11 protein-coding genes are annotated in these 12,570 nt (G+C 66.1%); 5 read left to right on the forward strand and 6 right to left on the reverse strand.

Annotated features, from left to right (window positions below):
- Positions 1-319: 319 nt before the first annotated feature.
- From EN818_RS26420 to EN818_RS26430, 3 genes are all read right to left on the reverse strand, one after another.
- Positions 320-1,597, reverse strand: a complete 1,278-nt coding sequence (locus tag EN818_RS26420; protein WP_095807708.1) for a DUF763 domain-containing protein — start codon at positions 1,595-1,597, stop codon at positions 320-322.
- Between the two features lie 104 nt (positions 1,598-1,701).
- Positions 1,702-2,061, reverse strand: a complete 360-nt coding sequence (locus EN818_RS26425; protein WP_095807707.1) for a hypothetical protein — start codon at positions 2,059-2,061, stop codon at positions 1,702-1,704.
- A 234-nt stretch (positions 2,062-2,295) separates the two neighbouring features.
- Positions 2,296-2,610 (reverse strand): hypothetical protein, encoded by a 315-nt coding sequence (locus EN818_RS26430; RefSeq protein WP_095807706.1) that lies wholly within the window; start codon positions 2,608-2,610, stop codon positions 2,296-2,298.
- A gap of 348 nt (positions 2,611-2,958) precedes the next feature.
- Between EN818_RS26430 and EN818_RS26435 the strand changes: the two genes are divergently transcribed.
- On the forward strand, positions 2,959-5,091 hold the full coding sequence (locus EN818_RS26435) for an AI-2E family transporter (protein ID WP_245420432.1): 2,133 nt from the start codon (positions 2,959-2,961) through the stop codon (positions 5,089-5,091).
- Positions 5,092-5,439: 348 nt separating this feature from the next.
- A complete protein-coding gene (locus EN818_RS26445) occupies positions 5,440-5,793 on the forward strand; it encodes a cupin domain-containing protein (protein WP_095807705.1) in 354 nt (117 codons plus the stop codon).
- Between the two features lie 223 nt (positions 5,794-6,016).
- On the opposite strand, the gene EN818_RS26450 is transcribed toward EN818_RS26445, so the two are convergent.
- Positions 6,017-8,029 carry an acyltransferase family protein gene (locus tag EN818_RS26450; protein ID WP_095807704.1) on the reverse strand — a complete coding sequence of 671 codons (2,013 nt, stop codon included), beginning with the start codon at positions 8,027-8,029 and terminating at the stop codon, positions 6,017-6,019.
- Between the two features lie 301 nt (positions 8,030-8,330).
- On the opposite strand from EN818_RS26450, the gene EN818_RS26455 reads away from it, so the two are divergent.
- On the forward strand, positions 8,331-8,873 hold the full coding sequence (locus EN818_RS26455) for a hypothetical protein (RefSeq protein ID WP_095807703.1): 543 nt from the start codon (positions 8,331-8,333) through the stop codon (positions 8,871-8,873).
- Between the two features lie 530 nt (positions 8,874-9,403).
- Here the strand turns inward: EN818_RS26455 and EN818_RS26460 are convergent.
- On the reverse strand, positions 9,404-9,634 hold the full coding sequence (locus EN818_RS26460; protein WP_095807702.1) for a hypothetical protein: 231 nt from the start codon (positions 9,632-9,634) through the stop codon (positions 9,404-9,406).
- 173 nt (positions 9,635-9,807) lie between these two features.
- On the opposite strand from EN818_RS26460, the gene EN818_RS26465 reads away from it, so the two are divergent.
- Complete coding sequence (locus EN818_RS26465) at positions 9,808-10,740, forward strand: hypothetical protein (RefSeq protein WP_095807701.1); 933 nt, start codon at positions 9,808-9,810, stop codon at positions 10,738-10,740.
- A 304-nt stretch (positions 10,741-11,044) separates the two neighbouring features.
- Positions 11,045-11,134 (forward strand): hypothetical protein, encoded by a 90-nt coding sequence (locus EN818_RS26470; RefSeq protein WP_095807700.1) that lies wholly within the window; start codon positions 11,045-11,047, stop codon positions 11,132-11,134.
- 1,017 nt (positions 11,135-12,151) lie between these two features.
- Here the strand turns inward: EN818_RS26470 and EN818_RS26475 are convergent.
- On the reverse strand, positions 12,152-12,445 hold the full coding sequence (locus EN818_RS26475) for a hypothetical protein (RefSeq protein ID WP_095807699.1): 294 nt from the start codon (positions 12,443-12,445) through the stop codon (positions 12,152-12,154).
- Between the last annotated feature and the right edge of the window lie 125 nt (positions 12,446-12,570).

Here is a 12,570-nt window from a genome sequence, read left to right on the forward strand (position 1 = left end):
CTCCCGCCAACACCGCGCTCCTCAACCGCATCGCCAGAAACATCCTTCAGGGCGCCGATGTCGACAAAGTCCCCATTAGCCACCGCATCAAGAAATGCGCCTGGAATGACGACTACCTCATCCAGGCGCTTACTCATATGCGATAGCCCTGCCGTGAACGGGGAGAAGAGGGCTGGGCGCGCCGGCGGTGCTTGTTCTGCGACGCTGAAGGTTGGCGAAAGCAGCGATCACAGCCCATTTCTCCCCGTCACTATACGGGGAGAAATGTCCGGCGGGACAATGAGGGGCGGCGCCGACCCACGGGCTTGTCAGTGACGCCTCAAGCATCCTTCAGCGGCTTCGGCCCACCCTCCGGCGCCCCCTCCCACCCAAACACGCTCCGCCCGCCGAGCAGATGCGACTGGTCCATCTCGCCCGCCACGATCTCCTTCAGGCTCGGCCCGGTCACATAGCGCTCCATCCTTCGCGACTCCCCATCCAGCCGCTTGAGCGCCTGCAGTTCCTCCTCGCGCCCGAGCCTCGCCTTGCTCACCGCCGATTTCAGCACCGAGATCGTCTCGTCATAGACCTTCAGCGGCACCGGGAAGGGGTGGCGGTCCTTGCCGCCGTGGGCGAGCGAGAAGCGCGCCGGGTCGGAGAAGCGGCAGGGGGCGCCGTGCACCACTTCCGAGACCATGGCGAGCGCCCGCACCGTGCGCGGGCCGACGCCGGGGACCAGCAGCAGCTCGGGGAAATCCTTCGGGCCGCTGTCGATCGCGGCGGAAATGTTGCCGTGCAGGCGGCGCATGACGATGTCGCTCTCGCGCACGTCGTGATGCGCCGGCATGACCAGATGGGGCAGCAGCGGCTGCGCGGCGAGCCCAATTTCTGGCTTAGCTCGCTCAGGCTGCGGCTCGAGCACGGCAAGCTCGGCCAGGATCTTTTCCGGGCTCATCGTCTTCAAGAGCGCGATCTGGCCGCTGCGCGCCTTTTCGGCGCGGTGGTCGGTGAGGTTGACGATCTCGCCCTGGCGCTCGCCCTCGATCGCCGCATGCGGCTGGTCGACGAAACTCGTCAGCCCCTCCGATAGCCAGTGGTAGCGGCGCGCCTGGCGGGCGTCGCCGTTCATGCCCTGCTGCACCACCACCCAGCGCCCGTCATCGGTGACGATGAAGCCGTGCAGATAGAGGTCGAACCCGTCCTGCACGGCGGCGCTGTCGACCTTGGCGACGAGCCGGCTGGCGGTGGCAAGCGCGGCGCCGTCAAGCCCGACATGATCGCCGATGGCCAGCAATTCGCCAGGCGTCTTGCGCGAATGCGCGCCGCGCCCGCCGCAGACATGGATGCCGAGCTCGCCGGCCATCGGGTTCAGCCCGCGCTTCAGCGCGCCGATGACCGAAGTGGTGATGCCGGAGGAATGCCAGTCCATGCCCATCACGGCGCCGAAGGACTGGAACCAGAAGGGATGGGCGAGGCGGCGCAAAAGCTCGTCGCGGCCGTAATGGTGGATGATGGCTTCGCACAGCACCGCGCCGAGCTTCGTCATGCGCTCGCCCAGCCATTTCGGAACCCGCCCGCCATGCAGCGGCAGGTCGGCACTGCCGCTTCGCTGCGTCATGTGGGATTCTCCCTGAATGCCGAAAGGTAGATGGCAATTCAGGCAGGATTTGCAAGCGCGGTCAAATCTCCCCCTCGAGGGGGGAGATCAGCCAATCGCGACCCTCAATACCGGCACACCCGCACGCGTTCCAGCACACGGCGGTGATGGTGCCAGTGCCGCACCCACTTCACGTGACAGTGGCGATAGTGGCGGTGCCGGTAGTAGTAGCGGTGCGGGTAGCGCACGGCGTAGCCCGGATAATAATCGTTATAGTAGCGCGGGCCGTAATAGCGGCCGCCATAGTCGTAGAATGGGCCGCCATAGTAGGGTCGGTAAAACGGAAACGGCCCGCCGAAGGGGCCACCGAAAGGGCCGCCGAACGGGCTCAAGCCGAGGCCAAAGAACCCCTGTGCGTCCGCGGGCGCGATTGTCGCTGCCGCGGAAGCGACGGCGATCACCGAGGCAAGTAACAGTTTTTTCATGGCAACCTCCTCCTTGAAGGCCGATTACCCGGTAAACGCCCTGCGGGAAGCCTGTGTTCCCGATTGCTAATGTTCGTGATCGCCGATGTTCGTCGGAGGAGGATGCGTAGCTGAGGGGCGGTCAGAGCCGTCCGTCCAGAGCCAAGCGCTGTGATTGGGAAATGCAATATCCAGGCGACCCCTGTCGCCCACGGCGACTCTCCCCCTCGCTGGGGGAGAGTCGCTGGCCACCCGTTACCGGCGGCAGATGCGCACTTCCTCCACCACGCGGTGGTGGTGGCGCCAGTGCTTCACGAGCTTGATCCGGCAATTGCGATAATGCCGGTGATGATAGCGCACCACATAACGATCGCGATAGGGAGTGTAGTAGTCGTCATCGTAGACGTGTCGGTAATAGCGATGAGGGTAATACCCGCCATAGTAGTCTCCGTAGTAAGGATCATAGGACGGGCCGATACCGATACCGAGCTGGACGCCGCCGGCGCTGGCCGGTGCAACAGCGAACGCCGAGGCGATGGCGATCATTGAAGCAAGCAGAAGCCGTTTCATCGCTGCCTCCTTGAGGTTTCGATGGATGCCCCTTCGATCGCTAAACGGTTTCGGGGCGGGTGGTGTTCCCGGGAAAATGTGCGGCGCCAAGCAATCTCCCCCTCGAGAGGGAGATGGCCGCGAAGTGGCCAGAGGGGGTCGTCGCGCGTAGAGCGCCGGCGTCCTTTCGGCGGCGCAAGAAGGTCATTGATGACGTTTGACGCGCGGCGACCCCCTCTGTCGCCTACGGCGACATCTCCCCCTCGATGGCCCCTCGAGGGGGGAGATTGGTCGCGCTCCGCAACCATCGCCCCCGCCATGCGTTGCACGCCGGCGAAATATCGCCAATGATGGCGGTGGAGGCTACAAGTGGCGGCCAATCGTGGGAATGGTGAACGGGCGTCGGAGCCCGGGCTGGCGAGCCTGCTTGCCGCCTCCAGGGGGCATCCCCGCACCGCATTGCCGACCGTCGCCAGCGTCGTCACCACGGTCGCGGCACTCTATTTCGGCCGCGAGGTGTTCCTGCCGATCGCCGTCGCGCTGCTCTTGACCTTCGCCATCGCCCCGGTCGTCGCCTGGCTGAAGCGCTTCGGCGTTCCGCGCCTTGCCGCCGTCATTGCCAGCGTGCTCGGCGCCTTCGCAGCACTTGCGCTGTTCTCCTTCGTCGTCGCCACCCAGGTCAGCGACCTTGCCAGCAACATCCCCGTCTACCAGATCAACATCCTGACCAAGATCCGCGCGCTCAAGGAAAGCGGGCTCGGCGGCGGCATCATCTCGCGCCTGAGCGGCGTCATCGAGCGCGTGGGCCAGGAGATCGAGCGCCAGGAGCCGCAGTTGCCTTCGGCCGCCGAGGCGCCGAAGCGCGAGCCGATTCCGGTCGAGGTCGTCGCGCATGAGAAGCCGCTCGAAGTGCTGCAGAACCTGGTGGCGCCGCTGCTCAGCCCGCTCGCCTCCGCCGGCCTGGTCATCGTCGTCGTCATCTTCATGCTGATGGAGCGCGAGGATCTGCGCGACCGCTTCATCCGCCTCGTCGGCTATGGCGACCTGCACCGCACCACGCAGGCGCTGCAGGATGCCGGCAAGCGCGTCGGCCAGTATCTGCTGATGCAATTGGTGGTCAACATCGTCTACGCCATCCCCATCACCATCGGGCTCTGGGTGCTGGGCATTCCCAACGCGCTGCTCTGGGGCCTGCTGGCACTGGCGCTACGCTTCGTGCCCTATATCGGCCCGATCATCGGCGCGCTGCTGCCGCTGTTTTTGGCGCTGGCCGTGGCGCCCGGCTGGTCGCTGCTCCTGTGGACCGCGGCGCTGTTCATCGTCATGGAGCTGATCACCGGCAATGTCGTGGAGCCCTGGCTCTACGGCTCGCGCACCGGCTTGTCGCCGTTAGCCATCATCGTGGCGGCGATCTTCTGGACCTGGCTGTGGGGGCCGATCGGCCTGGTGCTGTCGACGCCGCTCACCGTCTGCCTGGTGGTGCTCGGCCGGCATGTGCCGCAGTTCGAGTTCCTCGACGTGCTGTTCGGCAACGAGCCGGTGCTGGAGCCGCATGCCAGGCTCTACCAGCGGCTGCTGGCCGGCGATCCGGAGGAGGCGACCGACCATGCCGAGGAGATGCTGGAGGAAAAATACCTGTTCGAGTTCTACGACCAGGTGGCCGTGCCGGCGCTGCTGCTCGGCGAGCAGGACCGCATGCGCGGCGTCATGGACGACGAGCAGCGGCAGCAGGTGGCCGAAAGCGCGCTGACGCTGGTCGCCAATCTCGACGACAGCGCCCAGGAGGAGGCCGAGGCCGAAGAGGAGGAGGAGGCCGCCGCTTCCGCCGAGGAGAAGCGGCCCGAGGGCAAGACAGCCGAGGGCAAGGCGCCCCCCGGCAAGGGCTCGCAAGCCAAGGCTTCGCAAGCCAGGATCGATGGCCGCAAGGCAAGCCCGGACAAAGCGGGCACGGATAAGCCTGGCGCCGACAAGGCGGCTGAAGTGAAGATCAATGGCGACAAGACCGCCGACGAGGCCGAGGAGGTCGACCTGCCGGACGGGTCCGGCATTTCGGTGCTGTGCGCCGGCGGCCGCGGCGAGCTCGACGACGCCGCCGCCGCCATGCTGGCGCAGGTGCTGGTCGTGCAGGGCGCCGAAGCCTCGCGGGCGAGCTTCGCCGAGCTGGAGCCGTCCGCCATCCGCCGCCTCGCGCTGGACGGCATCGACGCCGTCGTCATCGGCTTCCTCAATCGCGATTCCACCAAGCATGCGCGTTTCATGGTGCGCCGGCTGAAGCGCCTCAAGCCGCAGCTCAGGGTCGGCATCGTCTTCTGGTCGGAGATAGGCAATGGCGATGTCGAGGCCGCGGCCGAGCTCGCCGGTGACCTGAACGCCGATTTCGTCGCCCACGGCATGGTCGACGCGGTGACCGGCGCGCTCTCGCACGCCGCGCCCGTGGCGCTGAAGCCAGCCCACAAACGCCGGCCCCCGGCGCGGCGGAAGCTGGCACGGGCGGCGGAGTAGGGGGGCGGCTTAGTAGGGCGCCGACGCCGAAGCTGCCGATCTCCCCCCTTGCGGGGGAGATGCCCGGCAGGGCAGAGGGGGGTGTGAAGGAACGCCGACGCCTCCCATAACGGCTTCAACGTCAGAAGTCGCAACCTGGCCGGTTGATATGCTGGCGGGACAGCACCCCCCTCTGGCCTGCCGGCCATCTCCCCCGCAAGGGGGGAGATCACGCGCTCCAGCGCCCCGCGCTACCTTCACTGGGCAAAACCATCCCCTCACCGTCACCCACTGTCGCGGCGCCGCGTGCGGGTCGGGCCGACATCCGCTAGTCTATCACCCGGCCAACGCAAACCGCAGGAGCCACCGATGACCAAGCAGACCATCCTCAAATTCGGCGCCGTCGAGCATGCCGATCCGGGCGACCTGCCGGGCTGGGTCGTGGTCGAGGGCAGGCCGACCATGCAGACGGCGGTCCAGCACACCAGCGAGGACGGCAAGGTGATGTCGGGCACCTGGCGCGCCTCGCCCGGCACCTACCACGCCACCTACACGGACTATGAATTCGTGCACATGATCGCCGGCCGCATCATCATCACGCCGGACGGCGGCGAGTCGGTCGAGGTCGGCCCGGGCGATGCCTTCGTTGTCGAGGCGGATTTCAAGGGCACCTGGAAGATCGTCGAGCCGGTGACCAAGCATTTTGTGGTCGTGGTGGGGTGAGTCTTGTCTCCCCCCTTGAGGGGGAGATGTCGCCGAAGGCGACAGAGGGGGTCGTTGCGCATGGAGCGCCGACGCCTTCATTGTCGAGAGAGGGGCGTCGGCGCTCTACGTGAGACGACCCCCTCTGGCCTGCCCATCCTTCGCAGCAGCTTCGCTGCAGCTACGGAGGGTGAACCGGGCATCTCCACCTCGTGGGGGGAGATAAAGCGCTCCATCGCCCCGCCTACCGTCCTACCTTCGAGATCACCCTCTTCTCCACCTCCGGCTCCAGCGATTCCGCGAACGGCGTCGCCAGATGGTGCTGGTCGCGGAAGGCGAGCTTGCCGTCGATGAAGACGTGGCAGGTGGTGGCGTTGCAGAAGCGGTCGGTGAGGTCGACATAGCTTGCGTTCGGCACGCTGGTGACGATCTCGCGCTCCACCGCCGCCATCTTGTCGTTGGCGGCATCGGCGCGCGCCTGGTCGCAGAGCGAGGGCGTCCCGCCCCGCCACAGCGCGCGCGCCACGCAGGTGTCGATATGCTCGTCGTTGAACGGCACGTCGCGGATGAAGGCGATCTTCAGCCCGGCATTGCTCAGCGTGGTCAGCGTCGAGCGCAGGCCGGCCTGCCAGGCGGCGTCCGAGGTGTCCGGCTCGCGCTTGCCTTCCGCCATCTTGCGCGAGGAGGTCAGCGCCAGTTCCGAGATCACCACCAGCGCCGGCTTCGCCTGGATGATCTCCTTGATCGCCTGCTCGCGCCACTGGTCGCATTCGCTGTAGTTGCGCTTCAGCTTGGCGACGAAGAAGGTGAAGCGCGAGGCCCGGCATGAGCTCTTCAGCCAGGTCTCGACCCGGTAGCCGTCCTTCCTGGCCGCTTCGATCAGCGGCGTCGACCAGTGGTCGGCGTGGGAGTCGCCGAACAGCGCGATGGCGCGCCGGCCGGTCCCGAACACGCAGGGCGCCGGCCGCACCGTGAAATAATCCTGCACGCAGGCGCTGGCGCGCGCGGTGGCCGGCTCGGCCGCGCTTGCGGCGATCTCGCGCTGCTCGGGGTCGAGGTCGTGCACGGCAAGCCTGGCGTTGCCATAGGCAGCTGCGACGCCGGTGCCGGTCAGGAGGAGGGCCGGCACCAGCGCCCGCGCCGCGTTGGCCATCAGCCAGCCGTTGCGGCGGATCGGGTTCTCGATCAGGTGGTAGGTCAGGACGGAGAGGGCCAGCGTCAGCCCCAGGCAGATCAGGCGCTGCGGCACGGAGAGCTCGGTGGTCAGCATGCCGGCATAGACGATCACCGGCCAATGCCAGAGATAGAGCGAGTAGGACAGCCTGCCGACCCACTGCAAGGGCGGCAGCGCCAGGAAGGCATTGACGCAATTCCAGGAAAAGTGCCCCGCGGTTTTCCGTTCGGAGTTGCGTGAAGAAATGCCATTCCCGACGCCGGCCGCGCCCGCCAGCAGCAGAAGGACAGTGCCGGCCACCGGCACCAGGGCCAGGAAGCCGGGGAAGGGGGAGTCCTCGCTGAAGGTAAGGTAAGCGAACGCAATCATCGCCAGCCCGGCGAGGCCGAAACCCAGGCCGAGCCGCGGGCGCTTCGCCAGCAGCCACGCCGGCGCCAGCGAAGCCAGGCCGCCCGCGGCGAACTCCCAGGCGCGCAGCGGCGAGAAGTAGAAGGCCCAGGGCTGCGACACGGTGGTCAGCCAGGCGCAGACGGCGAAGGAGACGAGGCCGGCAATGCCGATGGCAAGCACGATGGCGCGGCGGCCGGGCTTCAGCCAGGCGGCCAGCATCAGCAGCGCCGGCCAGGCGAGGTAGAATTGCTCCTCCACCGACAGCGACCAGTAATGGATGAACGGGTTGCTGGCCGCGTCGTTGGCGAAATAGTCGAACGACCAGCGGATCAGCCACAGGTTGATCATATAGGCCGAGGCGAACATCGCGCCCTTGGAATAGAGCGCCTGCTCTTCCGGCGAGAGCACGATGACGCCGAAGGCGAGCGTAGCGAGGATGACGAAGAGCGCTGCCGGCAACAGCCTGCGCGCGCGCCGCGCGTAGAAGCGCAGCAGGTCGAGCCGGCCGGTCGAGGACATCTCGGCGACCAGATGCCGGGTGATCAGATAGCCCGAGATGACGAAGAAGATGTCGACGCCGGCAAAGCCGCCGGGAAGGCCCGTCAGGCCGAAATGGAAGGCGACCACGCCCGCCACGGCGAGCGCACGCAGACCTTCGATGTCGGGCCGGAAGCCCTGGGACGGTTCTGACACGAAGACGAACCTCGCAATGTTCGTTCGTATCCCGCCTTGAAGAAAGCCTCGCCTCTATGCGCCTCTATCGCAATGCAACATATTTAACGCGCCGCAACATAAAGGGAGGGTGCTGATCTCCCCCCTCGAGGGGGAGATCGAATCGATGTCGCCGCCGGTTTCGCCAACCCCCTTAGCCGAAGCTACCCTGCAATTGTCCAGAACCGCCCGATCTGGTAAAATCCGGTCACCGACAAACGGCCCCGGAGAGCCGTGCGTCCGACATCATGCACAAGACATCCACTCGAACCGGAGAACGGCCATGAAACGGCTTCTGACGGTCGCTGCGCTTATGGCAGCGGGCAGTTTGATTGCGATGCAGAGCGCAGTTGCCGACGATGCTGCGCTGATCAAGAGCGCCGAGTCCGCCGCGCCCGCCGCCGTGGCGAGCGGCGCCGCCATCTACTCAATGGACGACAAAGGCAACATGAAAACCTTGCGCGAGGGCAAGAACGGTTTCTGGTGCATGCCGGACAACCCGGCTTCGCCCGGACCGGATCCGATGTGCGGCGATGCCAACTCGATGGAGTGGGCGATGGCGTGGCTCGAGAAGAAGGATCCGCCCAAGGGCAAGGTCGGCTTCATGTACATGCTGTCCGGCGGCACCGACGGCAGCAACACCGATCCCTATGCGACGGCACCCGCCGAGGGCAACAACTGGATAGAGACCGGCCCGCATGTGATGATCGTCAACGCCATGGACATGATGGCGGGCTATCCGACGGACCCCAAGCCGGACACGAGCAAGCCCTATGTGATGTGGCCCGGCACGCCCTACGCCCATCTGATGATCCCGGTTAAGTAGAGATCGAGCGCCATCTCCCCCCTCGAGGGAAGATGTCGCCGAAGGCGACAGAGGGGGTCGCCGCGCGTGAAGCGCCAGCCTTCACCTGCAGCAAGGGGGCCGAGTCCAGTCGAACCGACCCCCTCTTGCCGCTGCGCGGCCATCTTCCCCTCGAGGGGGGAGATCAGTGCGCCCCGTCGTCAGGCATGCCCGCGCGGACCGCGATGTCTCGCGGTCCGCCCTTCTGTCGTCACGCATTCCCGCGCGGACCGCGATGCCTCGCGGTCCGCGCGGGTGGGCGCCTGCCCCCGCGGCGGCGCCAAGCCTCCCAACGCTGCCGGCGGCTTGGGCTGTTCGGCCTTGTCGGCCGCCGCTGTTTTCCTCGCTCGCTCCCGGGGGGACGCGCGACGCGCTTCAAGTCTTAGCTTTGACGCAGGTCGTGATCCCCGCTGCACATTTCGGGGCGACGTGCATCACCGCAATTCCGTCCGGAACTGCGCAAAAACAAATGGTTAGAGCGGATCGGCGTTTCGGTGAAACGATGATCCGCTCTAGAAATGCAGGTCCAGCGCCTCCGGATAGCCTTGGCCCAACTGGCTCTGATCGGCTGACGAGGCCGTGCTGCCGGCCGGTGCGATGGTGCCGCCGGTGACCGTCTGGTCGAGCGGCGGGGTTTTCTGCGTCTTGACGACCTTGGTCCCGTGCGGCGGGATCTTCTCTTTGGCTATGGCGGCTTGCGACAGCGCAAGGGCCACGACGAGTACGGACAGAACGATTTTCATGACAACTCCCCAGTGCCCCACAACGAGCCTAGCGCCGGCAGTCCCGCCGCGAAGCTTGCATGCGCGGAAAACCCTGGAATTCTCTGGAATTCCTGGAATATTAGCTGTTGGAAAATCGGCGTGGCGGCCGACTGCCGGCGTGTGTTATTGCTGGTGAGGCAAGGGGAAACGGCATGGCGCAGCATATCGCGCAAAAGCTGCGGCTGACGTCGGCGGTGCTGGGGACGGTCAGCCGCAAGGATCTGGCGGCGGCGTTTCGCGCCGTCAACCCGAAGACGGCCTTCGACCTCGGCCGCGCCGACAAATGGCTGCAGGGCAGGGCCCATCCGCGCGAGCTCAGCGTCTATGACGACTGGGCTAAGGTCCTGCGGCTCGATCAGCCCGGCGCCTGGATCGCCGAGAGCGACCTGTCGAGCTTCACGGCCGAGATCTCGGCCCGTCACGGCATCGACAGCGCCGACCTCGAACGTCGCGCCGTGGCGCAGGTCGAAGCCTCCTCCGCGCATGACGATCGCGGCCTGAGCATCGCGCTCGTCGGCAGCTATGCCTGCTATTCGCGAGCCTGGTCGCCCTATTATCGCGGCCAGCTCATCAAGGGCAGCCTGGCGATCGAGGCCGGCCCCGGCGTGCATGGTCTCACCGCCACCTATCGCGAGGCGCTGCCGACCGGTCAGTTGGCGCTCGCCGGCCCGGTCACGCCGGCCAAGCGCGGCCTCTACCTGCATCTCAAGGAAACCGGCGGCGATGCCCAGTTCTTCTTCAGCCTGTTTCCGCAGTCGCAGCCGGGCAGCGTGCTTGGCGGCTATATGTGCGGCACCGCCATCATCGGCCCGGAGGCGCAGCCCTCGCTCACCCGCATCCTCATCATCCGCCTGCGCCATGCGGCGCCCGACGCCTCCTGGGGCGGCTATCTGCTGCCCGGAGGTTCGATCGCCGCTGACCTGGCCGGCCTCGGCATCGCCATCGAGCACCCCGAAACGGTCGACCGGCAGCTCGGGCAATTTCTCGCCGCCGACGGCGACGGCGGCGCCAACCAGATCCCGCCGGCCGAATTCCGCGCCATCCTCGACGTGTTCGACCGCCACTGGCTGCGCCAGCCGGCATGACGCCGCGCAAGCCAGCGGGCCTGTCGCGAAGCCGCGCGGTTCGCCTGCCGTCCGCCCAAACCTTGACAGCGCGGCTCGTTCGCGCTCCCCTGCGCCAGTCGTCGACTGTGCAGGACCAGCCGAATGAAGAAGCCTTACAGGAAACCGACGCTCGACAAGCGCGATAAGCTTTCCGCCGCCACGGCGACGGTGCCGGCGTCCGGCTTCACATTCTGAGCCCGCGATCTGGCGGCCCGCAGCCGCGGCTTGACAAGCCGTCCTTGAGGCGCTCACCTGCACGGATTGTCTTCAGGGGGAATCTCGGATGAAGAAGGTTTACGCGAAGCCGACACTCGAGAAGCGCGGCAAGCTCTCTGCCGTCACCGCGGCCAATGGTTCTTCGATATTGATCTAGCCAGCGGCCCGAGCGCCGCTTCGACGCTCCTGGCCAGGAGCGGGCGGTGCACTGCAGGTGCCCGCCCGTCCGGCGCCGCCGCCAAGCTGCTGAAACCCCGTCCGTCCCCAACAGCAACGGTCATGCGTGACCAGTGATTGCGAAGTGCCATTGGCGTGCCCGGCTGTCAATCTGGCCGCGCCGGGGGGTGCAAGCGCGTTTTTCAGCATTTTGCAGCGCACATTTGGGTTGCCGTGAGCGCCGCGTCGTGGCCTCGCCAAGCCCCGAGATGGCGGATTTCCGGCCTTTTCGCCCGCTTCATCGGGCGATCCGCTTATCCGTTTGAATAGGCTGGTTTTTCGCGACTCGTCTCATTGGCGGGGCCGACGCCCACCTGACTTTTTTTGGGTGCATTTCTGCCGACAGCATTCGCTTATGGCGGAGCGCCCGGTGACGGCTGCTCTCCCCCCTCGAGGGGGAGATGGCCGGCAGGCCAGGTCGGTCCGACTGGACGCGGCCTATTGCAGCCGTGGAGGATTGGCACTTCAAAGCGACCCCCTCTGTCGCCTTCGGGTAACGCTCCCGCTGCGCCTCTGTGAACCGCTTCATGGTGTCTGCACGCCACCATGCTACAATGCGCGGCGCGAGCGGGGAGGGTGCCATGGCCAATCATTTGCTGCGGGTTCTGCGGCGCTCCAGGCTGGAACGGTTTGCGCTGGGGCTGCTCGTCTTCCTGGTGACGCTGATTGCCGCATTGCTGGGCGGCGCCCGGGTCTGAGGCTGCCGAAGCGCAGGATTTGCACCCGGCGACCACTGCGGCCTTGGCGATTTGCTGCCTTGGCGGATCAAGTGCGGTCGTCAGCCGGCTATGACCGGTTTCGCGAAAGTGGTAACAACTCCGGCCGAGAGTGGAACCGGGCCTGCGACCTTTCACAGTCGGCCGCCGCGCATCGCGATCACGATGGCGCGTCGGCAGGGTCCTGAGAACGCCAAACGGCGGGCGCTGCGGCCCGCCGTTTGGCTGCCCAGGCTCGCCGCTTAATTCGCGCCGCCGAGCTGCTTGGTCATCTTGCAGAAATCGTCGTGCTGCTTGGCGATGGCCTCGTCGCCGCAGTCCTTCTTCATCGAGGTGCGGTCTTCTTCGGTGAGCGCCATCCAGGCGGTCTTGAAATCGGCTTCGCTCTTCATCGTCTTCATGCCGGCGTCGGTGAAGAACGGCGACATCTTCTGCGGATCGTCGAGTGCCGAGGTGCCGGTCGTGCTGCCGGCCATTGCCGAGCCGGCCATGATCGAAAGCGCCATCGCGCCAAGGAAAAGGAAACGGGTTTTCATGATATACCTCCAAGTGAAAAGATCGTTCGCATCACGATCGATTGAAGAACGAATATCGCAAGTGGAAGTTTCCCGACGAAAACAATATTATCCTGGCAGGTGCAAATCTTGTAGATAAACAAGGA

Source organism: Mesorhizobium sp. M3A.F.Ca.ET.175.01.1.1 (assembly GCF_004791945.1).
In the GTDB taxonomy this organism is placed as follows: domain Bacteria; phylum Pseudomonadota; class Alphaproteobacteria; order Rhizobiales; family Rhizobiaceae; genus Mesorhizobium.